General features: G+C 61.6%; 19 protein-coding genes. 13 read left to right on the forward strand and 6 right to left on the reverse strand.

The features are described 5' to 3' along the window. From AOA60_RS15375 to AOA60_RS15385, 3 genes are all read left to right on the forward strand, one after another. Nucleotides 1-549: DUF2345 domain-containing protein (locus tag AOA60_RS15375; protein WP_143522449.1), on the forward strand; the 549-nt coding region annotated here is incomplete at its 5' end. Next, a complete protein-coding gene (locus AOA60_RS15380) occupies nucleotides 546-2,447 on the forward strand; it encodes a phosphatidylserine/phosphatidylglycerophosphate/cardiolipin synthase family protein (protein ID WP_099585147.1) in 1,902 nt (633 codons plus the stop codon). The genes AOA60_RS15375 and AOA60_RS15380, both read left to right, overlap by 4 nt. After that, nucleotides 2,447-3,469 carry a sel1 repeat family protein gene (locus AOA60_RS15385; protein WP_099585148.1) on the forward strand — a complete coding sequence of 341 codons (1,023 nt, stop codon included), beginning with the start codon at nucleotides 2,447-2,449 and terminating at the stop codon, nucleotides 3,467-3,469. Before AOA60_RS15380 ends, AOA60_RS15385 begins: the two co-directional genes overlap by 1 nt. A gap of 97 nt (nucleotides 3,470-3,566) precedes the next feature. Here the strand turns inward: AOA60_RS15385 and AOA60_RS15390 are convergent, their stop codons facing one another. Both AOA60_RS15390 and AOA60_RS15395 read right to left on the reverse strand, forming a co-directional pair. Further along, complete coding sequence (locus AOA60_RS15390; RefSeq protein WP_099585149.1) at nucleotides 3,567-7,403, reverse strand: hypothetical protein; 3,837 nt, start codon at nucleotides 7,401-7,403, stop codon at nucleotides 3,567-3,569. A 102-nt stretch (nucleotides 7,404-7,505) separates the two neighbouring features. Next, nucleotides 7,506-8,522 carry an AraC family transcriptional regulator gene (locus AOA60_RS15395; protein WP_099585150.1) on the reverse strand — a complete coding sequence of 339 codons (1,017 nt, stop codon included), beginning with the start codon at nucleotides 8,520-8,522 and terminating at the stop codon, nucleotides 7,506-7,508. 130 nt (nucleotides 8,523-8,652) lie between these two features. On the opposite strand from AOA60_RS15395, the gene AOA60_RS15400 reads away from it, so the two are divergent. The 6 genes from AOA60_RS15400 (at nucleotide 8,653) to efeO (AOA60_RS15425) (ending at nucleotide 15,587) form a co-directional block, all read left to right on the forward strand. Then, nucleotides 8,653-10,251, forward strand: coding sequence for a J domain-containing protein (locus AOA60_RS15400; RefSeq protein WP_099585151.1), 1,599 nt, complete (start codon nucleotides 8,653-8,655; stop codon nucleotides 10,249-10,251). After that, nucleotides 10,248-11,240, forward strand: a complete 993-nt coding sequence (locus AOA60_RS15405; protein ID WP_099585152.1) for a DUF3829 domain-containing protein — start codon at nucleotides 10,248-10,250, stop codon at nucleotides 11,238-11,240. The genes AOA60_RS15400 and AOA60_RS15405 overlap by 4 nt, the downstream gene beginning before the upstream one ends. Before the next feature lie 115 nt (nucleotides 11,241-11,355). Continuing rightward, the gene (gene efeU, locus AOA60_RS15410) at nucleotides 11,356-12,201 is read left to right on the forward strand and encodes an iron uptake transporter permease EfeU (RefSeq protein WP_099585153.1); all 846 of its coding nucleotides are present in this window, start codon (nucleotides 11,356-11,358) and stop codon (nucleotides 12,199-12,201) included. A gap of 10 nt (nucleotides 12,202-12,211) precedes the next feature. After that, on the forward strand, nucleotides 12,212-13,414 hold the full coding sequence (gene efeO / locus AOA60_RS15415; RefSeq protein ID WP_099585154.1) for an iron uptake system protein EfeO: 1,203 nt from the start codon (nucleotides 12,212-12,214) through the stop codon (nucleotides 13,412-13,414). A gap of 14 nt (nucleotides 13,415-13,428) precedes the next feature. Next, nucleotides 13,429-14,736 (forward strand): iron uptake transporter deferrochelatase/peroxidase subunit, encoded by a 1,308-nt coding sequence (gene efeB, locus AOA60_RS15420; RefSeq protein WP_099585261.1) that lies wholly within the window; start codon nucleotides 13,429-13,431, stop codon nucleotides 14,734-14,736. A 29-nt stretch (nucleotides 14,737-14,765) separates the two neighbouring features. Further along, a complete protein-coding gene (gene efeO / locus AOA60_RS15425) occupies nucleotides 14,766-15,587 on the forward strand; it encodes an iron uptake system protein EfeO (RefSeq protein WP_099585155.1) in 822 nt (273 codons plus the stop codon). Here the strand turns inward: efeO (AOA60_RS15425) and AOA60_RS15430 are convergent. Together AOA60_RS15430 and pssA are read right to left on the reverse strand one after the other, a co-directional pair. Further along, entirely contained in the window at nucleotides 15,485-18,361 is a 2,877-nt protein-coding gene (locus AOA60_RS15430) for a hypothetical protein (protein ID WP_099585156.1), read from the reverse strand. The genes efeO (AOA60_RS15425) and AOA60_RS15430 overlap by 103 nt on opposite strands. 104 nt (nucleotides 18,362-18,465) lie before the next feature. After that, nucleotides 18,466-19,809, reverse strand: coding sequence for a CDP-diacylglycerol--serine O-phosphatidyltransferase (pssA, locus tag AOA60_RS15435; protein WP_099585157.1), 1,344 nt, complete (start codon nucleotides 19,807-19,809; stop codon nucleotides 18,466-18,468). A gap of 124 nt (nucleotides 19,810-19,933) precedes the next feature. On the opposite strand from pssA, the gene AOA60_RS15440 reads away from it, so the two are divergent. Together AOA60_RS15440 and AOA60_RS15445 are read left to right on the forward strand one after the other, a co-directional pair. Next, nucleotides 19,934-20,497 carry a TetR/AcrR family transcriptional regulator gene (locus tag AOA60_RS15440; RefSeq protein WP_099585158.1) on the forward strand — a complete coding sequence of 188 codons (564 nt, stop codon included), beginning with the start codon at nucleotides 19,934-19,936 and terminating at the stop codon, nucleotides 20,495-20,497. A gap of 42 nt (nucleotides 20,498-20,539) precedes the next feature. Then, a complete protein-coding gene (locus AOA60_RS15445; protein WP_099585159.1) occupies nucleotides 20,540-21,019 on the forward strand; it encodes a nuclear transport factor 2 family protein in 480 nt (159 codons plus the stop codon). Nucleotides 21,020-21,047: 28 nt separating this feature from the next. Here AOA60_RS15445 and treS read toward each other — a convergent pair whose 3' ends face one another. Both treS and AOA60_RS15455 read right to left on the reverse strand, forming a co-directional pair. Further along, nucleotides 21,048-23,111 (reverse strand): maltose alpha-D-glucosyltransferase, encoded by a 2,064-nt coding sequence (treS, locus tag AOA60_RS15450; protein WP_099585160.1) that lies wholly within the window; start codon nucleotides 23,109-23,111, stop codon nucleotides 21,048-21,050. An 84-nt stretch (nucleotides 23,112-23,195) separates the two neighbouring features. Beyond that, nucleotides 23,196-23,975 carry an AraC family transcriptional regulator gene (locus AOA60_RS15455; RefSeq protein WP_099585161.1) on the reverse strand — a complete coding sequence of 260 codons (780 nt, stop codon included), beginning with the start codon at nucleotides 23,973-23,975 and terminating at the stop codon, nucleotides 23,196-23,198. A gap of 187 nt (nucleotides 23,976-24,162) precedes the next feature. Between AOA60_RS15455 and AOA60_RS15460 the strand changes: the two genes are divergently transcribed. Together AOA60_RS15460 and AOA60_RS15465 are read left to right on the forward strand one after the other, a co-directional pair. After that, the gene (locus AOA60_RS15460) at nucleotides 24,163-25,104 is read left to right on the forward strand and encodes a 4-hydroxyproline epimerase (protein ID WP_099585162.1); all 942 of its coding nucleotides are present in this window, start codon (nucleotides 24,163-24,165) and stop codon (nucleotides 25,102-25,104) included. A gap of 18 nt (nucleotides 25,105-25,122) precedes the next feature. Then, on the forward strand, nucleotides 25,123-26,070 hold the full coding sequence (locus AOA60_RS15465) for a dihydrodipicolinate synthase family protein (protein WP_099585163.1): 948 nt from the start codon (nucleotides 25,123-25,125) through the stop codon (nucleotides 26,068-26,070). Nucleotides 26,071-26,093 lie beyond the last annotated feature (23 nt).

The following is a 26,093-nucleotide window of genomic DNA, read 5'->3' on the forward strand; positions in this document are numbered from 1 at the left end:
ACGGCGAAAAAGAAAATCACCCTCAACGCAGGGGGCAGTTACATCACCCTTGATCAAAGCAGCATCGAGTCTGGGACGTTGGGCGACTACCTCATCAAGTCGGAGCACTACGCGTTCTCCGGCCCCGCCAGCCTGAAAGCCGCACATCCCGAATATCCGCAAAACCTTTTCAAACAACCGCTGCGGCTCAGCATGCCGCAAACCCCCAATGCCTCTGATCAAGGCTGGGCAGGCATGCCGTACACGCTGTACGCCGACGGTGTCGTGCTCAAGCAAGGCGTATTGGACAAGTCCGGGCACGTGTTAATCGACCACGCGGTCGTCACCCAGCAATACCGAATCGCGTTGGCCAACGGCGTGAGCTGCCAGATCCCGGTCCCCACCGACTACCGAAACGCCGAACAAGGCCATCTTGCCAATGGCGGCATGCATAACCACCGCTCGCAAGCCGACGCCGAGGTAAGCCAGCCCACCTCGCACACCGACCATCGTGCCCTGTACGCCGCAGCGATCAGCGCAATCAGTGACCAGGAAGGGAAAACCTCATGATTGAACCCGACATCATCAGCCCCGTCGCCCTGCAACACGCCCAGCAGGTCACTTGCACCCCGCCCTGGTACGTGCAGAGCACCGAATACCCGCCCGCGATGGCGACCTATCAACCTCTGATTAACGGTGAAGAAGCCTTTAAGGCCGTGCACCTGGCGATCGCCCAGGCAACCAAAACGGTCGACATCATCTGCTGGGGCTTCCAGCCGTCGATGTTCTTCATCCGTGATGGCCGTGCGCCGTGCATCGGTGAACTGCTGATGGCCAAAGCGCGGGAAGGGATTGAGGTGCGGGTGCTGGGCTGGGAAGCACCGTTTAATAGTGCTGGCTTAGGGGGTGAGGCCAACCTGCCCGGCAAAGGCCCGCTGCGTATCTCGGATCGGGCGCTGCAAAACGCCACGCAGGATCAGTACGCCTATGACCGCTATTGGTTTGCCCGCTGTGCGACGGCCGATTACATCGCGGCAGGGCTTAGGGCGGCGCGCAGTATTCCGGTATTTGTCGGCCGTGGTTTCAGCGTCTATGAGCGGGCTGAAATCGCCTATCAGGCCAAATACAAAAGCCTCGACCCGCAGCTCAGTCACAGCACGTTGGGCGCCCTGGCCGTCGCCGCGACTCACCATCAGAAAACAGTGCTGGTCGACTACGAACTGCCGGACAGCGCCGTTGGTTTTGTCATGGGCCACAATATGCTCGATGAGTACTGGGACACCGACCGGCACTCGGCGCTCAATCGCACCGAGGGCAGCAAACCTGCACCTGATTGCGGCCCCCGTGGCGATGCCCCTCGTCAGGATATTTCCAGCCAGGTCAGCGGGCCGATTCTGGAGCACCTGCACCATAACTTCGCCAGCGCCTGGCGCAAGGAAACCGGCGAGGACCTGCTCGCATCGCGCAAGGCGATGGTGCTGGGACCACAACTGCAATGCACTCCCGGCATCACCCGGCAAGTGGCTCAAATCCTGCGCACCCAGGCACAAGACGGCAAGCGCGATATCGAAAAGGTCTACCTGAAGGCGGTCAACAACGCGACGCAGTTCATCTACATCGAGAACCAGTACTTTCGCTGGCCACCGCTGGCCGAGGCCATCAAAAAAGCGGCGGCTGACCAGACCCGTGCAGGGCGCGATCCGGGCCTGCATGGCAACCTGCACCTGTTTGTGATCACCAATGCCAGCACTGACGGCGTAGGCCCTGGAAGCTTGAACACCCAGCGCATGCTCGAAAGCCTCGGGCGCGGTGAGACCATTCCTGAAATCACCAAGTTGCAGCGCATTGAAAGGGTCAAAGCCCAAGCCGAAGCGCAGACGCCGACCTTGGCGGAACTCCTCGAACGACAGGCCTTGCTCACCTTGACCAGCCTCACCGACGCACTCGGTGGTGGCGAGATGAGCGACAAAGCCCGAGAAGCCCAACGCGTGGCCGCCAGAAACAATGCCATTCGACAGATGGATCTCAGAGCAGAGATTGCGGCAATCGAAGACAGCACGGTTAAACCAGAATCGCGCACAGGCCTGAAAGTGCACGTGTGCTCACTGGTCGCACCGGATTCGCCTGCCGGCAAGCCGTGGATGCCGGTGTACATCCATTCCAAACTGATGATCGTCAATGACGTGTTCACCACCCACGGCTCAGCCAACATCAACACCCGCAGCATGCAGGTGGATAGCGAGCTGAATATTGCCCATGAGTGGATGAGTGTGACGCGGGGGTTGCGGCGCAGGTTGTGGAATCTGCATACGGATGGGAGGGGGGCGCAGGATGATGCGGAGGAGGCGTTCGATGCTTGGGACAACATCATCAAGGAAAACAAAGAACGCCAATCGAAGAACTTGGCGCCCGACACTCCGCTCGTCGAGTTTTATTACGGCGAAAAGACCGTGAAGGACCTTGACTGATGCGCAGATTCCTATTGCTTACAAGCCTGCTGCTGGCCGCCTGCGACAACGGCGCCGCTCCTACCCACCCGACCCAGGGCATATCCATGAACCCACTGACCGAGATCAAAGCCCGGCTGACCTTTACCTGTGTACACGAGCAAATTCCTGCATCGTCCGCCGAGGCCGATGAGCTATTCCAGTACGCTCGCTGGCTACAAAAAAACAACCTCCTCAAGCAGGACAAAAGCGTGGATACCGAGATCGAGCGACTGTACCGGATTGCTGCCGAGAATGGTCATTACAAAGCCAATATCAACTTGCAAAACGGCACCATGCGCGGTCAGTTCAAGCTCCGTGGCGCGGATCACCTGCGTCTGAGCCAGCAACTGATCGATGCGAATGTGGCGACGGGGTACTACTTTATCGGCGTTTTCCTGAAGAACGGTTCAGCCGGACTGAAGCAGGATGCTGCTATGTCGCTGCGCTATATTCGAAAGGCGGCTGACGGAGGCAGTGCCCAAGCGCAATACGATGTGGGCGACATACTGGCGCCGATTGACATCGCGCCTGATGTTGCACGGCAGATGCGCCGCTGTGCGGCCGAACAAGGTCATGGCAAGGCAGCTGTCGCTTTGGGGGTCGATCTTAAAATCGAGGGTCGGTACCAAGAAGCGCTTGAGGTCTTCCAGATGGGCGTTGTGGCAGGTCGCGAGAGCGCTGCTAGTAGGTTGGATAAGGCCTTTCGCGGTCCCCCCTCATCCGATAGGTTGTACTACCTCAACCAACAGCAAGACCTCGAACGCGCTGATCGCTATAAAACAATCTGGCGCGTGCTTGCGAGGTACTCCTACGCCGACCCAAAAGTCCCCGAAATCAACGAAATCCTCCCCCTCCCCCCCGCCAAACTCCCCGCCTGGGACGGCAAGCTGCAATGGCTGGAAGCACGCCTGGCCAATATCCCCCCGCCAAAACCCAGCGAAGCACTGATCCAGCAGCTAGCCAAGGCCAAACTCCTGGAACCGGCAACCGGCAGACCCTAACGATAAGGCTGGGCGCATCCCGCCATTCCCAGTCGCCCGGCAAAGCTGTGCGCGGCTCAGCCAAGCCGTTTTTTCCCAGTGCATTCGAACACGCGCTTCAATGCCACTTGAACACCTCCTGCACAACCTCACTGACAGGCCGTGAAGCATGAGGCCCGTGCCCCCCTGGCCGTGGAAGCCGCTCCAACACCTGGACGATGTTGCCCGTCTGATCGTGGCGCACCAGTACAAAGCGCGGCAAAGGTGTGCTGCGTACTGCACGCTTGCGAATAATTCTGACGGGCAAGTGTTCGGCGATCACGCCGCCATTGTCTTTGGCCTTTTCCAGCGCCTGTTGAATCGCTTTCACGTTTTCCTCGTACAACGCCCGGTTGTTTTTAGCCTGGTCCAGCAACGCAATGCCAAACAGGGTCGAGTCGGCGTTATGCGCTTGGGGCGCCTTGGCGAACAAGCTCAAGGTCGCCTCCTGCACCTCGTCACCCAAGTGGCGAAAATGGTTGGGGTCCGTTGTTTTCCCCAGGTTGAGCAGGTCTGCGATGTCCTCGCGGCCCCCCTTGATCGCGCCGGAATACACGTAATCCTCATCACCCGGAAATCCATGGGCCTGTTCATAGATCAGGGTGTTGGCCATAGCCTCATCGCTACGCCCCATGTAGCGGTAATAGTGCGTGGCGCCGTCCACATTCACTTCAATATATTTTTCCTGAAGGTTGCCTGCCTTGTAGCGGCTGTAGGACGACGGCAGGAGCTGGGCCTGCCACTCGGGACCCTCGTTTTCAAGGAAGTTGATGTTGGAAAGATCCAGTTTATCCAAGTCCGCTTTCATGGTGCGCTGCTTGCGCGTAAAGGCAGCTACTGCATCATCGGAGTCCGAACCGAAGAACGTTTTGCACACAAATTTGAGGTCTTTCTCCAACTCAGGATCGGACAGCGCACGCAGGGCGCCATTGAGCCGCTCCCGGGCGATGGGCAGTGCCCGTTCAATGGCTTGACGGCTTTGTTCAAGCGGGGTTGTTGCGGTGGACGCTTCGGCGGTCGCCAGGGAAGGCAGTTGAGCGGGATCCTGTGAACGCAGATGCTCACCGTCAACAGACGGCCTGCGCATTTTCCGAGGACGCTCGGTGGTAAAGGGCCGGGGGCCCAGTTGCTCTTTCAGCGCGGTATTCCAGGTTGTACGAAGCTCACCCAAGGGCTTGCCCAGACGAAAGAAACTGCGCTTGCTCAACCATTCGTAGCCTTGCTGTAACGGTTGCTCCAAGCCCGCAACAGGATTGAACAGGCTATGGGTCAGCTTGCCAAACGCCCTGGTAGCCGCCGACACCTTGGACAATGCGGTTTCTGCCCGACTGACAGCCTGTGCCCCTTCCACAGCCTCGCCCGCAACCACTGAACCGATCATCAAGGCGTCGAGCGCACAGCCGGTGAGCGCGCCAAGGTCGGTCTTTACGCGACCGGAGGAGATGTCGTCATAGCAGCCCTTAAAGGGAATAAGCAGGTTTTCAATCGTCTGTACCGCTTCTTGCGTGCGTGCCTCGAAACGCTCACGCGCCGTTGAGCCCATGGCGGAGCCCAGGAGTTCCTGTCGATTGAGCACCAGATCATGGCGCCGCACATAGGCGGCAAAATCCCTGCTCTTCTGCGAAAAATATCCGCCGTCTGCCATTAATCCACGCCCGCCACCGGCCGGCAGGGTTTCGTGCAAGGCTCGTATCTGTACCTCGGACTCCGCAGCCCCTTGGCCGTCCACATGGGATTGCAGTTTTGTCACCCACAGACGGGGCACGACAGCTTCGCCTCGGGCCAGTGTCTTCAGGAACGCCGGACGCTCGAAGTACTGGCCCCTCAAGGGCCAGAACTCAAAACACTTTGCCTCTTCACCCTGTCCCGCCTGGACGATAAAACCATAACGCCCCTTTACGCGTTCCTTTTGTTCATCCGCACTGCTGATGGACTTTCCCTCGGCAGTGATGGACTCGGCCTCCACCCTGTAAAACGTCAGTTCTTCTCGCTCCAGCAACTGTCGGTCCTGGAAAGGCATTTTGCTGAATAAGTCCTTGATACGTGTAGTGATGGCCGAACTGAACGTGTCGACACCCAACTTTACAGACTGCTCGAGTCGGTCTTTGGTAAAGCGAAGCCGATCAAAACCCGATTGCAGATCGGCGAGATCCCCGGCCACGTCCACCGTAATGCCGCCAAACGGGCCGTTGGCCACGTGTTGCGCATACTCGCCACTCTTCAACGCGCCCATCATATGCAGGTCAATCAAGCTCAATTCATACTCGGGGTCGGCCATGAAAAAGGGCATCGGATAGGTGTCTTTTTGCACGGGTTTTTCCAGGTCCCGCTTTGGGAACGCCACCTTGAGGTCCGCTTTTGCCAATTCTCTGCGTGTCAGGGGAGCCGTCTGCAGGGCGGCAGTGGCTTTATGAGTGGTCTCGATATAGTCGTTGTATTTCTGAGCGCTCTTGCGCAGATCTTCGACGGTGTAATGGTCATCCGCGCGGCCCACGATCACACCATTGAGCACGCCCCAATCCAGCAACGGATCGGCCTCGGCCGCCAGGAAAAACGGCATCAGCGCGGGTATTGGCGGCTGGAGAGCCGCACGCTCCAGCACTTGAGCATACGTCAGGGTCCGACTCGACCCTGGCGCGTGCGCTTCAAGCAGGGCAACGGTTTTCCTCAACACCAGCCAGGCGGGAGAACCTATGTGCAGGGTGTCCGGGGTATCACGCACCAGAAACTCTGGCGCGACAGTCGCCAGAAATAGATGGCTTACAGCGTCCACGGCGTCCGGATGCACGCCTTTGTTGTGCACAAGGTGCGTTTGCAGGTCGTTGCGAACATCGGCCATCTTGAGCCCGGTATTTTGTACCGAGTACACGTCATAACCCGCCACGTGATTTCTCCGCTGTCCCAGGTGCGGATCAATACGTAAAAGGTGCGCGGTGATCAGCAACTGATTGAGCTGTGTTTCGCGTAAACCAGCGCGGGGAAGCTTCAACCCCTCCAGCAAACGATGCTGGCGATACACATTGAGATTTTTCTGACGGTGTAATAGCCCAGGGATATGCGCATCGACGTTACCGGAAAGAGACTGGAGTTGGTCCAGCCACTGTGGGCCGACGAAGCGTTCAAAAGACTCCACCAGCGTTCGGCGGTCTTCCAGGCTCAGTTTCAGCGGCGCGTCCAGCGCCAGCCATGGCCCGGTGTAGTTGCCCATCGGCGGGCTGGCCGGAAACGGATGGCGCTGCCAGCCAATCAGATTGCGAATGGCCCCGGCCGAGCGGAGTACGTCCTGCCCGTCTGCTTCGGGTAGCATCACACGCAGTACCTGCAACGCGTCGACTTCGCCCGTGGAGTGCAGAACATGTCCGGTGGTTTGCGCCATTTTCAGCAGTCTGTCGAAGAGCTTCTTCAAGCCGGGTCGGGCCGATACATCGTCGCTCATATCGATCCAGCGACCTGCACTGCCCAACGCCTGCAAACGGCCATCGCAGATGCGTAGACGGGCGGTCTGGCCGTCGATTCCATGGTTGCGCCAGAGCACCTGCATGCCTGGACGATTCGCCAGGGCTACCAGAACCTTGCGCCCGCGTTGAACGTCAGTGGCCAGCGTGGACCCCGTGACGCTTGAAAAACGGATGTCCGCGAGGTCGATACGGTCCTGATCAGCCTTGCCCTGCACGCCTTGCTCCAAGGCAACGAGCCAGCGTTCCTTGTTTCTGGCATCCAGTACAGCCGTGTCGAGCATGGCTTGTGAAAAATCGCTGATGCCCTGCAATTGGCCTGGGATGTGATGAAGCAGCGTCGAAGGGCGTAGCAACGGTTCTGGACGGTTGATCTCAGCGGAACGCTCTGGCTGAGTGCGGGCGGCGGTAAACAGCAAACCTACGACAACAGGCTCAGGGGTAGCAGCGACCTTGGGCATTTGGGGAGCACGCTTTCACGATTGAAGAGTGCCTACCCTGCCGCAGGGAATCGTATAGATGGGATAGGAAAAGTCTTGGCCGCCAGCAGTCCTGTGCGCTGTTTAACGGGGCTCCCCCAAAATCAAACTCCGATAGTGCCCAGGATTGGACCCCGCCCACTTGCGAAACGCCTTATAAAACGAACTGGTGTCGGCGAACCCCAACCGCGCGGCAATCTCGGCAAAGCTGATCTGCGGTTCAGCCAGCCATACAATCGCCAACTCCTTGCGCACACTGTCCTTGAGGCCCTGATAGCTCTGCCCTTCTTCCGCCAGACGTCGGCGCAGGGTTGAGGCGGAGATGCACAAGGTGGCCGCAAGGCCTTCGGTTTCCGGCCAGGTGTCGGCGGGCATCTGGCGCAGGTCGTGCTTGATTCGGTTGGCCAGGCTGTCGGGGTCGCGGTATTTGACCAGGATGTTGGCCGGCGCATGGGCCAGGAAGCGCTTGAGTTCTTCCGGGCTGCGCTTGATCGGCAAATCGAGGCAGTCGGCGGAAAAGATCATGCGAGTGCGCGGTCGGTCGAAGCGCAGGTTGTCGGAAAACATCACCTGATAGTCATCGCAAAAATCCGGCGGTGGGCAGCGCAGTTCAATGGCCAGGATCGGAATGCGCCGTCCCGCCAGCCAGCAGGCCACGCCGTGCACGATCATCCAGTAGGTGAAATAGGTGAAAGCGCGACTGGGTTCATCTTCAGGCTCCAGCAACACGATTTCCGCGAGGCTCTGTTGGCGCACCAGTTGGGCGGGCATGCGTTCCAGCATCAGCGAGAGAAACCCCAATCCGGTCTCCAGGCTGGCGGCAAGCGTGGGTTGCGCCACGCAGGCGCGACAGAGGAACGCCAGGCTGCCGGACTTGAGCTTGCGCGGGTCCATGCCGAAGAACTCATCGTCCGTGCGCCGGGCCAGCAGGCGCCATAACCGTGCATAGGCCGTAGCCGGAATGCGCGCAGCCGGCTGTTCCAGCAACCCAGGATCAATCCCGACCTTGCGCAACACCTCCACGGTGGCCGCACCGGTTGCGCAGCTCTGCAACAAGGCCTCGCGCACGAGGTGGAGGGAGATGGTGTCTTTTTCCGACATGGGTGCAGTCCGTGCCCTGTGTGACGTGAAGTGCGGCCATCTTAGGCAGTCACGCGGCAAAAGAGTAGGCAGAGGGTGGCCGGTCTCGGGTATTCTGCGCCGGGATTTTTACCGACAGGGAGTTGAATCGATGAGTTGCTGGGAAGTACTTGGGCTGCCGTCCGACGCCGATACCCGCAGTATCAAGCGCCAATACGCGGTGTTGCTCAAACAGCATCGCCCGGACGAAGACCCTGTCGGCTTCCAGCGCCTGCGCGAGGCCTATGAGCACGCGTTGCAGTGGAGCCGTTATGAGGCGCCCGTCGAAGTGCCGCAAGCCCTGCCGGTCGACACCGTGCAGCCAGCCGCCGCCGAGCCCGACACGCGCTACGACCAGGCGCAAGCCCTGGTGGCCAATGCCACGCCGGCCAATCTCGCGTTTCTCTATCAACAAGCCCAGGACAATGAATGCGCCGAGGCATTTGAAGCCTTGCTGCTGCAACGCTGCCTGAGTGGCACGGAACCCGCGATTGCGGACTGGGCCGTGACTCACCTGCACTGGCTCAGCCCCTGGCAGCGGGAAACGCCGGCGCGGCTGCCTGACTACCGCCTGGCCGCGCTGCTGGAGCAGATGTTTGCCCAGGTCGAGCACCAACTGACCGAATTGCTTGATCAACAACAGGTCGAGGCCTTCACCGCCGCCTTGATCGACTTGCATAACACCGAATGGCTCAAGCCCCTGGCGCGCCATGCACGGCTCAATGACGCGCTGGCCCGTACGCTGCTGGCGAGCAGCTTCTGGTCCGAGGCGCTGTTCGACACCCTGTGCACTGAGCAGGCCTGGTCCGATCAGTACCTGGAAAACCGCTGCCCAGAGCCCGAGTGGTCGGCGTTAAAGGAGCGCAACGCCCTGGAGCGTTTCAAAGCGCAGGCCTACCACCAGGCCAGCCTGAACAGCCGTGACCCGCAGGCGCGCGCGGCCAGGTTGCTGTTCGGCGAGCTGACGCTGGAACAACGCCAACGCTATGCCCGGCGCTTTGGCGAGTCCGATTGGAACGCCTGCCGCACCCTCAGCGAAACCCTGCTCAATCAATACCCGGCGCTGTGCGCGCAAATGCCCGATGAGGATCCTTACTTCTGGCGCGACTGGGAGCGCATCAGCCGCCCTTGGCCAATGTTTGTGGCGCTGCTGGGCATGGCCGCAGGCTGGGCGATCCACGACCAGCAACTGACCGACCACACCTTGATGGAATCCCTCGGCATGGCCCCGACCTGGGCCTTCCTGATCGCCATACCGGCGCTGCTCATCCTGGCCATCTGGCGTCCGGCTACTGACGGTTGCGGTGAAATCGACGAGAAGCTCGCCGCGCACCTGTCGCCCTGGCTGAGCTTTCGCCGGCCGCCGCCGTTGGTGATCCGCGAGATTCTGCCGTGCTGGGTGCTTGGCCTGCTGATCTGGATCATCCTGGGCAATTACGCGTTCGCCGGCTATGTGCTGACGCTGCAGGGCCTGGGGTTGGCGCAGCGCGTACTCGGGCGACCGTCGATACGTGCAGCGCTGACGTGGCGCTGGCCTGCGCGACCGTCGACACGCCAATGGGCCACCTGCCTGGGCCTCGGCGCCCTGCTGCTGAGCGCCGCGCTGATGTACGCAAACAGTCAACGTATCCACCGTGACGAGGGCTTGCAACCGTACCTGATGAGCCCTTGCAGTGCGCTCAAAGCGGGCGCGCCGGGGTGTACACCATGAACCGCATCACCATTGCCGCCCTGTGCACCCTCGTGCCCCTGACGCTGAGCGCCGTGGGCCTGCTGACGAATACCGATCTGCTCGCCCCACTGAAAACCTGGGCCAACCGCCAGGCCGCGCTTGAACACCAGCAAGCCCAGGCGCTGCGCCCGGTGATCGATTGCCTTAACCGAGTCGACAGCAATTGGCGGTTGGCGTACTTCAACTACCGCAATCGCAGCGCCCGCGCCAACGACCCCAGCCTGGACTTCATCGAGCGTTTTCCCGAGCTGTACCAGCGCGCACAAGGCCCTCAATTAAGCCTGCTGGACTACGACGCCAAGCGCCCGGACCTGTGCCTGCTGACATCCTCGCAAAGAAGCGCGCTGCGCAAATACCTGCCGAAGGTCGCCGCGCTTCGCGATGACTATATGGACCACCTGCTGCAGGTCTATTCATCGGTGAAGGAGTTCGACTTCTACCCCAACGCAACCACTCCTGGCCTCGCCCCTGCGCAGCGAGCGATCAGCGATGCGCGGTTCTTCCCCGTGGCGGAAAAATTCCTCGCAGTCTCATCCGAACTGCGCGCCGCCGTGGACAAAGCCGACCGCCAGATACGCTTGCAACAACTGCAGCACTTGCAGGTCCGTGACAAACACCAGATGGCACTTATCTCTGGCCTGATCCTGCAAACCCGCGACACGATGCACAGCCTTGACCCGCGATCCCCCCAGCAATTGACGGATGCGTTGAGCGACTTACAGCAAACCTGGGATTACGCCCAGCGGTACCTGCGCCCCAATCAACCGACCTCCGAGGCCGAGGCCCAACGGCTGTGGCAGCAGATTAAACAACCCGGTTACGCCTACCTCGGCGCGCTGCAAACACTTGCCCGGCATTCAAGCGAAAACCCCGACCCAGAGCGGCTGGACGCTGATTACTTTGAAACTCAACGGCGCTTTGACTTGCTGGTGGATACCTATAACCAGGCCGTCGGGCAGGACTACTGAACGGCCTTCTCAGGGCCGTTCAGCCCCTGTTCAGCAAACGTCAAGATTGGCTGTTTAGTAATGAGTATCATTATGTTACAACTTAGGCTCCTATCTAGTTACGTTCTGGTGCCGAATGCTTGTCCCCTTTCTCATCATGCTGCGCGAAGGCATTGAAGCAGCATTGATCGTTGGCATCATCGCCAGTTACCTGCAACAGACCGGCCGTGGCCAGTGGATGCCGGCGGTGTGGATCGGGGTATTTCTCGCCGCTGCGCTGGCGTTGTTGGTGGGCGGTGGCCTGGAGTTGGTCAGCGCCGAGTTCCCGCAAAAACAACAGGAACTGTTCGAAGGTATTGTCGGCCTGGTGGCCGTGGGCATTCTCAGTTCCATGGTGTTCTGGATGCGCAAAGTGGCGCGCTCCATCAAGCATTCGCTGCACGCCTCTCTTGATCAGGCGTTGACCGGCTCTAAACACCAGGTCACGGCATTGATCCTCATGGTGTTTTTCGCCGTGGCCCGTGAAGGTCTGGAAACCGTGTTTTTCCTGCTCGCCGTGTTCCAGCAAAGCGAAGGGCCGGGCGCGCCGATTGGCGCCCTGCTCGGCCTGGTTTTGGCAATCATCGTGGGTTTCCTGATCTACAGCGGCAGCATGCGCCTGAACCTCGGCGCGTTTTTCCGCTGGACCGGGCTGTTTATCCTGGTGGTTGCCGCCGGCATCCTGGCCAATTCGGTACAGGCCCTGCACGAAGCCGGCGTGTGGAACCACCTGCAAACCGTGCTGTTCGACTTCAGCGCCGCCTTGCCGATGGACAGCCCGCTGGGTTCGGTGCTCGCCGGCATGTTCGGCTATCAGGAAGCGCCAACCGTCAGCACCCTGGGGGCCTACCTGATTTATCTGGTGGTGGCGCTGGTGATGTTCTTCCTGCCTGCCGCACCGGCCAAACCCGCCCACACGCCCTCTTCCGTTTCCAGCCAGTAAGGACCGTCTCTTGTCCAGCCCAACGCCTCAACCCGCCTCGCCTCCCCGCGCCTTGCGCTGGGCGGTGGCCGGCTCGGTGGTCGTGATGATCGCCGCCGGTGGCCTGTTTTATTACGCCTCGCAATTGGCCGCCGCCAAGCGCCAGACCAACAACAATGAAATCGCTGTGACTATTCATGGCCACGCCTGCGAGCCCAATGCACTGACAGTGCCGGCCGGGCGTGCGAGCTTTCGCATCATCAACCGCTCCGACCGCGCCGTGGAATGGGAAATCCTCGACGGCGTGCTGGTAGTCGAAGAACGGGAAAACATCGCCCCCGGCCTGAGCCAGGTGATCAACGCCAACCTGCTGCCCGGCGACTATGCGATCACCTGCGGCCTGCTGAGCAACCCCCGTGGCACCCTGCATGTGACGCCGACGGCCGCCTCCGATGCCCAGGCCAAGGCCAAGCCATCGATGGTGGCGTTTATCGGCCCGCTGTCGGAGTTCCGCGTGTACTTGAGCAGCCAGGGCAGCGCGCTGGTCAAGGCTGCGACCGCCTTGCAGCAGGCCATTGACGCCGGTGACCTGACCCAGGCCCAGGCGCTGTATGTGCCGGCCCGTGAGGCTTACCAACGACTGGCACCGGCCTCCCAGCGCCTGGCCGAGTTGGACAACGCAATCAACGCGCGTGCCGACTATTTTGAAAAACGTGAGCAAGACCCGGCCTTCAGCGGTTTCCATCGCCTCGAATACAGCCTGTTCCAGCAACGCAGCCTTGATGGCCTGGCCCCGGTGGCGCAGCGCCTGGTAACGGATGTCAGCACCCTCAAACAGCAATTGCTGGCCCAGTCCCTGCCGCCGGAGCAGTTGGTCAGCATCGTGGTGCGCAACCTCAACAGCCTGGCCGATGTGCGTGCCGTCAGCGGTGAGGAAGAACGCTACAGCCATGTCGACCTGAATGGTTTTGCCGCCAATCTGGAGGCTGCGCACAAGGTGGTCGAGTTGATGCGTCCACTGTTGACCAAGTCCGCCGCCGACCTGTTGCCGCATATCGACAGCGCCCTCGCCGCTTTCGATGCCGAACTCCAGGGTTTCAAGGTCGACAACGGCTACGCCACGTATGACAGCGTCACCGCCGATCAGCGCAAGCAGATCGCCGACAAGGCCAAGGCTCTGGCCGTTGCACTCGATGGAATCGACCCCGCCCTTGGCCTTTCCGGCCTGCAGTGAAGACGACCGCACACATGAGTGATTCAACACCGTTTGATCTACAACGCCGCCGTGTCCTGCTGGGCATGGCCGCTACTGGCGCCGCGATTGCCGGCAGCAGCCTGAGCTGCCCGGCCATGGCCGCCACCGCCCAGGAACAAGTCACCACCGCGCCGCGCAGTGACAAGACCCAGGACCACCACGACTTTTTCGGCCAGCACCAAAGCGGCATCGTCACCCCGCGCCCGGCGTGCGGCATGCTCGTGGCATTCGACGTGTTGGCCAGCGACCGCGAAGACCTGGAGCGCCTGTTCCGTACCTTGAACGAACGCATCAGTTTCCTGATGACCGGCGGCACCGTCGCCCAGATCGACCCGAAGCTGCCGCCTACCGATTCAGGGATTCTTGGCCCGGTGGTCACGCCGGACAACCTGACCATCACGGTGTCCGTCGGCGAGTCGCTGTTCGATGAGCGCTTCGGCCTGGGCGTCGCCAAACCCAAGCGCCTGAGCCGCATGGTCGGTTTCCCCAACGACGCGCTGGAACCGGCGCAGTGCCACGGCGACCTGAGCCTGCAATTTTGTTCCAACACCCCGGACACCAATATCCACGCCCTGCGCGACATCGTGAAAAACCTCCCCGACCTGTTGCTGGTGCGCTGGAAACAGGAAGGCAGCGTGCCGCCCCAGGCCCCGGCCAAACCCGGCGAGCCGGCGCAGAGCGCACGCAACTTCCTGGGTTTTCGTGACGGTTCGGCTAACCCGAACTCCAACGACGCCAAGGCCATGGACCAGATCGTCTGGGTGCAAACCGGCAGCGACGAACCGGCCTGGGCCGCCCATGGCAGCTATCAGGCGGTGCGCATCATCCGCAACTTCGTCGAACGTTGGGACCGCACGCCCCTGCAAGAACAAGAGAGCATCATCGGCCGCGTCAAGACCACCGGCGCGCCGATGGATGGCCGCCAGGAAAGCCAGGTGCCCGACTACAGCAAGGACCCGGAAGGCAAGTTGACCAAGCTCGATGCGCACATACGCCTGGCCAACCCGCGCACCCCGCAGACTCAGGCCAACCTGATCCTGCGCCGGCCGTTCAACTACTCCAACGGCGTCAATAAAAACGGTCAGCTGGACATGGGGCTGTTGTTCATCTGCTACCAGGCTGACCTGGAGAAAGGCTTTATCAGCGTGCAGACCCGGCTCAACGGCGAGCCCCTGGAGGAATACCTCAAGCCAGTCGGCGGCGGGTACTTCTTCACCTTGCCGGGCGTCACCGGCGCCAAGGACTTCATTGGCCGCACGCTGCTCGCCGCCACGCATCCCCAAACCACTGCCAACACCTGAAACCAAACCCCCACAGCGGAAACCGCCCCATGAAGAAGTCGACTCTCGCGTTGTCGTTGTTAATGACCCTCTCGCCCCTGGCCGCCTTCGCCGCCACCACGGCGCCGCTGGACCTGGTAGGGCCGGTGTCGGACTACAAGATCTACGTCACCGAGGAAATCGGCGAGCTGGTGACCCAGACCCAGGCGTTCACCGATGCCATCAACCAAGGCGACCTGGCCACCGCCAAGAAACTCTACGCGCCGACCCGTGTGCACTATGAGTCCATCGAGCCGATCGCCGAGCTGTTCAGCGACCTGGATGCGTCCATCGACTCCCGCGTCGATGACCATGAAAAAGGCGTGACCGCCGAAGACTTCACCGGCTTTCACCGCATCGAATACGCACTGTTCTCGCAGAATTCGACCAAGGGCCTGGAAACGCTGACCGCCAAGCTCAACACCGACGTCAACGACCTCAAGACCCGCGTCGAAGGCCTGACCTTCCCGCCGGAAAAAGTCGTAGGTGGCGCCGCAGCCCTGCTTGAAGAAGTCGCTGCAACCAAGATCTCCGGCGAAGAAGACCGCTACAGCCATACCGACCTGTATGACTTCCAGGGCAACATCGACGGCGCGAAGAAAATCGTCGACCTGTTCCGTGGCCAGATCGAGAAACAAGACAAGGCCTTCCTGGCCAAGGTCGACAAGAATTTTGCCGCCGTGGACAAGATCCTGGCCAAGTACAAGACCCAGGGCGGCGGCTTCGAGACCTACGACAAAGTGAAGGAAAACGACCGCAAGGCGCTCGTGGGTCCGGTCAACACCCTGGCTGAAGACCTTTCAACACTGCGCGGTAAGCTGGGGCTGAACTGATCAACACCTGACTCGACGTCCTGCGTTCCGGCGCGGGATGTCACCGCATTGGGCGCTTGGGCGCAGCTCTCCTGCCCCGCTGAAACCATCAGGTAGCTACGCAGCTTTTCTTCCGCCGTGATCAGATGCGGCGCCGCCTTGCCCCATTTCACCCCGCCCTCGGCCAGTAACATCGGCAGCTTCAGCAGCCCCTTGGTTGCGGCCCGGATCAGTTGCGGGTAACCGTCCAACGGGTTTAACACCGCATTGGCAAACAACCCGGAATGCTTGATGAAGTCGAACGCACGCTCGCCGAACGTGGCCACCGGCTTGGTGGCGGCCAGCGCAGCGGCGGGCGGTCTGAACCGTGCGACGAGGCGCTGCACCGGGTTGGGCAGCAAGGCCTTGGCCGACCGCAGCAGCCCACGCGCCTGCCCCCCGGCGCCGATGACCACACCGACCATATCCAGGGCCAGATTGCCCAGGCCCTGGGCGATATCGCCGCGTTTGAACGCCTGATATGCCCCCAGAAACGGCACGAATCCCAACAGAAACTCATGCTCGCCGGCCCGGGCTTCGCGACGGTTCTCCAGCGGCAACGGCTCGCGCGCACGTTGCATCAGGGCCTCGGCGGGCTCATAGAAGTTGTCACGGGCAATCCTGTTGGCAATTGCAGCGATCTTTCGCGAGCCATAGGTGTTGGGAACATAGCTTTGCAGTGTGTGGTTGGCCGGCAACTTGCGTGATGCAATCGCCCCTCCCAGCGGTTCGACGATAACCGATGACGTCATTACCCCTGGCCTTGGCGCTGAGCCGGTCGTGTAGGCAGCAAAGTCGAAAGGCATCTGGGTGCCACGTGTTACCAGCACATTCGACGAACCACGGCGCGTGCCAATAGGTTTCTTGCCGGTCACTCCGCCAAGCTCAAGGGCGTCGGGCAGGTCCGTGCGTTTGATCAGCTTGCCGCTGGCAAAGACCTCGTAATAGACCACCGCCTGATCATGCTCCACGCGCATCAGGGTTGCCTGGCGAGCGCGCTGTGCATCTCTGTGGGCCTGGGTCTCCTCGACCTGAATGACGTCGGTCTCGCCGCGCAGGGTGAACAATTGGACCTTGCCCAGCTCGATCATCGTGCGCTCGGCCAGCGGCAACTGGGCAAGCATCAACTTGAGTTTCACTGCATAGGCGCCCTGGAGCTGTTGGAGGTGATTGCCGACAGCGCTTTCAAGCAGCGCATCCAGCTCGGGCAGATGACGAATACGTCGGTCCAGTGCTTCCTGGTCGCCCTGCGCAATCTGCGGCGCACGACCTGACTGATAGGGCGTTTTCGCCGGCGCCGGCGGGGCAAGCGGATCCTCGCTGTGCACCCATTTTCCCGGTGTGAGGTCGCCGGTCATGTAGGTTTCCACCAGCGAACGGCGGCGCGGCTCCGTAACCGGTGCGTTGCGGCGATCCGCAGCGCTCGCCAATTCCAGGCACATGCCCTCAAGCTCAGCCGCCGTGCTGTCCGGAAATGCCCGCAGCAACTCCCTGATGGCCAGCGCCTTGCGGGTCGGCAGCTCCGCGCTGGCGCTGGCGAAGGCCTCGACCGTCTCTTTCTGCTGCTTGAACAACGCCCGCGAAGCGTCCTCAATGTCGTGTTGAGAATACTCGCCGTCACTGCGCAGCCTGACGGCACCGTTCAACACGCCCCAGTCGGCGAGGATTTTCAGTGCATTGAGTTGCATCAACTGGGCTTGTGCCTCTGAGGTGGGCGCCAGGAGGGTCAGCTCGCGGACCTGGTGCTCACTCATCATCCGTGACGTGCCCGGTGCGGCATGATCGGCGAGCGCGCAGCCGAGGCGTAATTCCATCCAGGCCGGAGTGCCGATGCGCACCGCGTCCGGCACCTCCATGACCAGCATTTCCGGGGCTGCTTGCGCCAGGTATACCGCGGCCAACCGCGCTGCCAGGGCCGGTGTCAGCTTGTTTTGTTGCTGCAGGTGGCGCTCGATATCGCGACGCACCTCGCTGAACGTGCGGCCCATGTTCGCCGGCTGATAGATCGAATACCCGGCGATATGGCCAGGTTTGACGCCGCCCAGATTGATTCGCGCGACCTTGGTCAATGTGGCCTTGTCAGCGGCGCTCAACGTGTCGGGCGCAAACGGCCCGGTGTAGTCGCCCACCGGGGGCGCCGGCGGCAACGACAGCCGTAACCAGCGGATGACATTGCGTGTCTCGGCCACGGTGCGTGGCGACCCAAGGCCCTTGAGTTCCAGGAGCTGGCGCACATCAAAGCGTGGCGTCGAGTACACCGCATTGCCCAGTGGTTCGGTCAGCGGGGTCAATGCCGCCAGTTCATCGCGCAACGTCTCCACTGCGTTGACGTAACGCGTCAAGTCCACCCAGCCGCCCACCGGGGTCAAGCGTTCAAGACGGCCTTCAGACACACGGAAGGGCTTGCCGTCCCAGTCGAATCGTTCACGTTGCAACAGGCTGAGCATTTCCGGGCGAGACACAAGTGCCTGCAGACGCGCCATCGCGGCTTGGCTGAGCGCGGGCAGCGCCGATGTGGGGGGGAGATCACAGGCCTCTGAAGACCAGTCGGTGATTTCGCCGTCGAGGAGGTCGCCAAGCCCTGCTTCAAGGCGCTCGGCCAGCGCCTCGCGTTCCACCCGCTCAGCCGTCAGGCGCGGCGTATGTTCCAGGCCGGCCCGTTGGCGCGGCGCCTGAATCGCTGGGCTGGTGCTGTGTTTGGCGACGATGGGGGCCTGTGGAACGGGCGAGCCGGTGTTCGATAGTGACGTCAACATGTGAAAGCCTCTCTGCACGTTGTCTGGAGAGGCTATCTAAGAACCGTTGAAGCATGCTGACTGTAAGCCGAGTCCGGCCGCCCCACGTATTCCGTTGCGCCGGATTACAGGATCCGGTACAGCAACCGCTCGATCCGCACCCGGCTGACCCGGCGCAGGAACTTGCCGACGGCTTCCGGGTAGTCCACCAGGGTTTGCAATTGCTGGTAACGCTCGATCCGCGTGGTGTGCTGGAAAATCTGTGCCAGCTCGGTACGACGCGGCTCCAGCCACTCGGCCCTGGGGTCGTCGATCAACAAGGCGTTTTCCAGGTCGAGCCGGAACGCCCTAGGGTTGAGGTTGTTGCCGGTGAGCAAGGTATAGCGTTCGTCGACCCACATGCCCTTGAGGTGGTAGGTGTTGTCGCCGTCGCGCCACAGATGCAGGTTCAGTTGCCCGCTGTCGATCATCGGCTGATGGCGCTTGGCAAAGCGGCGCAGGCTGATTTCATACAGATAAGGCAGCGCCGCGATGACCTTGAACGGTTCGCTGGGCGGGATATAGAAGTCGTTGGCGGTCTTGTCGCCGACGATGATGTCGATCTTCACGCCACGCGCCAGGGCACGGTTGATCTCGCGGGTCACCGGCAGCGGCAGGTTGAAATACGGCGTGCAGATGGTCAGTTGCTGCTGGGCGCTGGCGATCAGCTCCAGGATCACCCGACTCAGCGGGTTGTTCTTGCCGACGCCGAGCAACGGGCTGACCGACAGGTGGCCATTGGGCAACTGCCCGGCCGTGGTGTCGTACACCGCGTGCTTGAGGCGGCTGCGCAGGTCGCCGATATCGTTGCGCAGGCTGCGGGTGGTGGGCGGGTTCGGCAGGTCGAGGCGGTGCACCGCCTTGGAGGCGACCAGGCCGTGTTCCACCAGGTGCTGCATCGAATCGGCCAGGGGTTTGCTGTGAATCAGGTGGTAACGGTCAAACCGGTACTTGTCGAACTTGTGCAGGTACACGTTGTTCAGGCTGGCACCGCTGTACAGCACGCTGTCATCGATCACAAAACCCTTGAGGTGCAGCACGCCAAACAGCTCGCGGGTTTGCACCGGTACGCCGTACACCGGCACTTCACTGGCATGGCTGTGTGTCATGGCCTGGTACCAGGCGCTGTTGCCCGGCTGTTTGCCCGCGCCGATCAACCCGCGCTGGGCACGCAGCCAGTCGACCACCACCACGATGTCCAATTCCGGCCGTGCAACCTTGGCGGCGTGCAGGGCATCGTAGATCTCCTGCCCCGCTTCGTCCTGTTGCAGGTACAGCGCCACGATGTAGATACGCCGAGTGGCCTGGGAGATTTTTTCCAGCAGGCAGCGGCGATACGCATCGGCACCGGACAACACGTCGAGCGCGTCGGGAGTGAGGGGGAAACCACGCAGCTTGGGCAACAGGGAGCGTTTGAAGAACGACGGCATAGGGCTCGCAATGGGTCGAATCCGAAGAGGCCCCGAGCTTACACCATGGGGTTGCTCAGGTCTCGTTGCCTGACATGGAAAAAGTTAATTGACCATGAAGAACGATCGTTCTACTGTCTCTCGCATGAACGACATGACTGGCAATGAAACCCGCGACATTATCCTCGACGTCACCGAGAAACTGATCTATCGCCACGGCATCGCCGCCACCGGCATGGACTTGCTGGTGAAAACCGCTGGTGTCTCGCGCAAGAGTATTTACCGCTACTTCGCCAATAAGGACGAGTTGGTCATCGCTGCGCTGCAACGCCGCGACGAGCGCTGGATGCAGTGGCTGCGGGGCGAAGTGGAACGCATCGACGGCAGCGGCGAACGCTTGCTCGCGCTGTTCGACGCACTCAGAACCTGGTTTGGCTCGGCGGATTTTCGCGGCTGCGCCTTCATTAACACCAGCGGCGAAACCGGCGACCCGCACAACCCCGTGCGCCAGCTGGCCAAAGCGCATAAACACAAACTGTTCGAGTACGCACTCGAACTGTGCCAAGCCCACGGCACCCCCGACCCCGAACGGCAGGCCGCACAACTGCTGATCCTGATCGATGGCGCCATTACCGTTGCCCTGGTCATGGGCGATTCAACCGCTGCGGATAATGCGCAAGGCATGGCGCGAACATTATTGGCGCTTTGAATCCACCGGCCGAGCAACTTTGTCTGAAACAGGAGCGCTGAAATGTCATCCACCCCAGAAACACGCCCGCCGCTGCCGCCGTTTACCCGCGAATCGGCCATCGAAAAAGTCCGCCTGGCCGAAGACGGCTGGAACTCCCGCGATCCACACCGGGTGTCCCTGGCCTACACCCTGGACACCCAGTGGCGTAATCGCGCCGAATTCGTCCATAACCGCGAAGAAGCCAAAGGTTTTCTCACCCGCAAATGGACCAAGGAACTGGATTACCGCCTGATCAAGGAACTGTGGGCCTTCACCGACAACCGCATCGCCGTACGCTACGCCTATGAATGGCATGACGACTCCGGCAACTGGTACCGCTCATACGGCAACGAGAATTGGGAATTCGACGAAAACGGCCTGATGACCAACCGTTTTGCCTGCATCAACGACAAGCCGATCCAGGAAAGCGAACGCCTGTTCCACTGGCCGCAGGGCCGACGCCCGGATGACCATCCGGGGTTGTCTGAACTGGGTTTGTAGCACGCTGTGGCTTTGGATCTGGCCACCGTTATATCGGTGAGCTGCTCACGACCCGCAGTGCCAGCCCTTCATAGGCATCCAGGGTAATGGTGAATTCACCCTCCGCCGTCAGGTCGCCCTCAACCCGTTCATTGATGATGTCCACCACCATCCCCGCGGCGATATCCGGCAGGTGCAGGGTTTCCGTGATCGGCGTAGGGCCGAAGTTCAGCGCAGTGATTTGCGTGCCCTTCCCGGCCGGCAAGTCGTGAACCATGATCAGCAGCGCGGGGTTTTCCACGTCCGGCACCAGGATCTGGCGGCTGGCGGCGATGTCGTAGGCGCGGCGCACGGCCAGGATTTTTTGCAGTTGCGAGGCAAATGAGTCGGGGTCCAGCAGTTGGCTGTTCAGGCTGCCGTACAGGCTTTTCGAGCGCGGCATCTGGCCGGCAGAGAGTTCGGCATCGGGGTTCAGGTCCACCAGATCGTAAGCCCCGCGATGAATCCAGCGGGTGTCGCCGTCCTGCATCAAGTGCGCAACGTCGTCAGCCGCCAACGGCAGCGCCCCCACCAGGTCCCAGCCGGACAAGGCAAATACTCCAGGCTGCATGGCGTTGTACATCACCAGCAGCAAATGGATCTGGCGGATCTGTTGGATATCCGCCGGCGTGATCGCCTCCAGGTCACGGATACCCAGCGCCGCCGTGATGATGCTGGCCGTGGTGCAGGACACGCCATTGGTGACGAACTTGAGGTTATACGGCGCATGCTCGCCCGTCAGGCGCTCGTACATCTGTTCACGGATGTGCTCGCGCAGGATATTGCCGGGAAAGGTCTGGCCCTGGTAGAGGAAGCTGTCGTGGGCATGCAGGGTCCAGAAGTGCACCAGTTCCAGCGTCAACTCGTCGTGATTTTGCAAGGCATGGATCAGCGAGCCGGGGTCGATGCCCTGGCGGTGCATCTCGCGCAGCATCAGGCGCAGAAACTCGGCATCGCCCATCAGCAGCGCATGCTGGTACGCAGGCCGGGTGATGAAGTCATAGGAGAGGTCGGCGCCGCCGTGGGACATGGAAGCAATATCGTCGACGGTGAGGTTCAGTTCCTGAAAGCTGAACCCGCCCGCCTTGCGAATCGCCCCGCCGAGCAGTTGGTTGCCGGTGATTGACAGCGGATGGCTTTCGGACCAGGCAGTACCATCGAGCTTGCGCTCCACACCGAGGAAGCCGTTGGCGTCCAGGCGCAGGATCTTGGCACCCATCACGTCGATGGCGTGCAGGGCGTCGCCAATGATCATTTGCTGAGCGGCGAAGGTCGGGTCCAGCCAGTTGAGCGACGGCTGGCCTTCCTTGAAGTAGTGCAAGTACACCCAACGGCGCGGCTTGCCATCCACGCCGATGACTTCGGCGGTGGTGCTCCAGTCAGTTTCCTTGACGCCAGGTTCAAAGAAGATCACCCGCTGCAACTGACCGACGATGTAGTGCTTGTCGCGCAAGGCGTCCACCTGCAAGGGGCTGAGGTTCTGGGCATCACGGCCCTCGGCCACGTCGGGCAGCAACGGCCAGTCTTCCTCACGAATTTCCACCATGTGATAGAGGCCGGGGTAATCCTCGTAGGCCATCTCGGCCAGGCGGAAATCCGCCCCCTTGCCGGTGTGGGACGGGATCACATCGTCAATGATCACTGCGTTGTGCGCCGCTGCCATGCGCGTCAACGCCTGCAACTGGGCCTCGGTGCCCAACTGCGGGTCGATCTCGAAGCTGATGCGGTCGAAGTTGCCATCGATGGTCGGCGTGTGCCGGGTGCCGCTAAGGCCGCCGGACTTTTTCAGCGGGCCGTTGTGAATGCCCTGGATGCCGATCTTCGACAAGGTATGCCACAGGGTTTCATCCCCCAGCGCCTCCAGCACCGTACCGCCCTCGCGGGTCACGATCGACGCGGGGTACGCGGTGAACCACACCGACGAAAGGGCCGTGGCATCGCGCGGTCGTGTCTGTGCAAAGGGCTGTTGCCACAACCGGCCTTGCCCGGAATAGAGCTTGGCGCGCTGGCGGGCGGCATGCAGCATCGATTGTTCTACCAGCCAGTTCACATGGTTGTTTTCAGCCGCGGTCATAAGCTCGGTACCTGTCGTCGTAAAACGTTACTCGTAGACATATGAGGGGGACGCAGCCCATTCGTTGCATTGCAATGGCCGCCGTTACGCCATTCCCTCCGTGGCTTGACGATACTGGCGTGGCGTAAACCCGGTCGAAGCCTTGAACTGCCGGGTAAACGCACTGTGATCGGTATAACCACACTGCAAGGCCACTTCGGTGATCGGCAGGTCGCCGTGCAAGAGGCGATGGGCATGTTCCAGCCGCACCTTTTGGATCATCTGCCGAGGTGTGAGGTGGAACACGCGCTTGCAGTAGCGCTCCAGCTGCGCCACGGAGATTCCAGCGATGCGTGTCAGTTCGCTGAGGCTGACGCGGCGGTTGAAGTGCATGCGGATGTGCTCGTCCACAGCGGCCAGGCGCTGGTAGGCCGGGTGAGTCTGGCTGGCCGATTGCAGGTCCACCGAGATGCCGGCCAGGCCGATGATGCGGTCTTCATGGTTGTACAACGGCCATTTGTGGGTCAGGCACCAACCGGGTTCACGGCTGCCGTAGAGGTGCAGTTCGAGTTGGTCCTCAAGCACAAACCCCTGCTCCAGCACACGCCGATCCTGCTCGGTGTAGCCCGGCCCCAATGGTGCCGGGAAGACTTCGGCGCTGGTCTTGCCCAGCAACGGTTGCAGATGCTTGAGGCCGCAGCGCTGCACCAACGTGCTGTTGGCAAGCACGTAACGGGCGTCCAGGTCCTTGATGAAGAGGGCCGCATTGGGGATCACATCCAGCATCGGCAGCAACTGCGCTACGCCGGCCACCAACTGCTCGATGTCATGGGGGCGATTCGCACCGCCGCCTTGGCAAAGGGTCGCAAACGCGCTGTGCATCATGACGGTATTCCCCCTGCTGATCCCTCGACGCATAGCAGATTGCCCGATGCCCCGAGTGCTGTCGAGGGAGGAAAACTGTGCTGAATTCGTCATCGATGTCGGCAAAAAACATCAATCGCCGCGCCGCCTGCGCGTTCACGATAACGCCACTGCCTGCCGATCCAATCACCCACCAGAAGGCAACGCTATGAAGCGACTGCATGTGATCGACTCCCACACCGGCGGCGAACCGACGCGCCTGGTGATGACCGGTTTTCCCGCGCTCAAGGGTGCGAGCATTGCCGACCAGTTGCACAACCTGCGCAGTGAACACGACCCATGGCGCCGCGCTTGCCTGCTGGAACCCCGTGGCAACGATGTGCTGGTCGGCGCGCTGTACTGCGAACCGGTCACGCCAGGGGCTACCTGCGGGGTGATCTTCTTCAACAACGCCGGTTACCTGGGCATGTGTGGCCACGGCACGCTCGGGCTGGTCGCGTCCTTGCACCACCTGGGGCGTATCCAGCCGGGCGTGCACCGCATCGACACGCCGGTGGGCCCGGTAACCGCCACCTTGCACGACGACGGCGCCGTGACCCTGCGCAACGTGCCCGCCTATCGCTATCGCCAGCACGTGGCAGTGGCGGTGCCAGGGCATGGCGTGGTGCACGGCGATATCGCCTGGGGCGGCAACTGGTTCTTCTTGGTGTCCGAGCACGGCATGGCGCTGGAGATGCACAACGTCGACGCGCTCACCGATTACACCTGGGCAATGCTCAAGGCCTTGGAGGACCAGCGCATCGGCGGTGCAGACGGCGCGCTGATCGACCATATCGAACTGTTTGCCGACGACGCCCACGCCGACAGCCGCAACTTCGTGATGTGCCCCGGCAAGGCCTACGACCGCTCCCCGTGCGGCACCGGCACCAGCGCCAAACTGGCGTGCCTGGCCGCCGACGGCAAGCTCGCCGCCGGGGCAACCTGGGTACAGGCCAGCATCACCGGCAGCCAATTCGAAGGCCGTTATGAATGGGACGGCGAACGTGTCATCCCTTTCATCACCGGCCGCGCCTACATGACCGCCGACAGCACGTTGCTGATCGACGAGCAGGACCCTTTCGCCTGGGGCATCGGAGCCCCCTCTATTTGACTGAACGGAGTGAGCACCATGAGCGACAACATTTTCACCGGTTGCATCCCGGCGCTGATGACCCCGTGCACGGCCGCGCGCACGCCGGACTTCGACGCACTGGTCGCCAAAGGCCGCGAGTTGATCGGGGCCGGCATGAGCGCGGTGGTGTATTGCGGTTCCATGGGCGACTGGCCGCTGCTCAGCGAGGCCGAACGCCAGGAAGGCGTGGCGCGCCTGGTGGCGGCCGGCGTGCCGACCATTGTCGGCACTGGCGCGGTGAACAGCCGTGAAGCGGTGGCCCATGCCGCCCATGCGGCCAAGGTCGGCGCCCATGGCTTGATGGTGATTCCCCGCGTACTGTCCCGTGGCGCGTCTGCCACTGCGCAAAAGGCTCACTTCTCGGCGATCCTCAAGGCCGCGCCGGACCTGCCGGCGGTGATCTACAACAGCCCGTACTACGGCTTCGCCACCCGCGCCGAGCTGTTTTTTGAACTGCGCCGCGAGCACCCGAACCTGATCGGCTTCAAGGAGTTCGGCGGCGGCGCCGACCTGCGCTACGCCGCCGAACACATCACTTCCCAGGACGACAGCGTGACGTTGATGGTCGGCGTCGACACCCAAGTGGTGCACGGTTTCGTCAACTGCAACGCCACGGGCGCCATCACCGGTATCGGCAATGCCTTGCCACGGGAAGTGCTGCAACTGGTGGCCCTGAGCACGCAGGCGGCCAAGGGCGATGCCAAGGCGCGGCGCCTGGCCCGTGAGCTGGAGGCCGCGTTGGCGGTGCTGTCATCCTTCGATGAAGGCTGCGACCTGGTGCTGTATTACAAGCACCTGATGGTGCTCAACGGCGACAAGGGCTACGCCCTGCACTTCAACGAAACCGACGTGCTCAGTGACGCCCAGCGCCGCTACGCGGAAAATCAGTACGCGCTGTTCCGCCAGTGGTACGCCAATTGGTCGGCAGAACAGAACGTCGCCTGATGTTTGCGCGCCGCAGGGCTGTT

The sequence above is a fragment of the Pseudomonas sp. 2822-17 genome (assembly GCF_002742485.1).
Lineage (GTDB): Bacteria > Pseudomonadota > Gammaproteobacteria > Pseudomonadales > Pseudomonadaceae > Aquipseudomonas > Aquipseudomonas cyclaminis.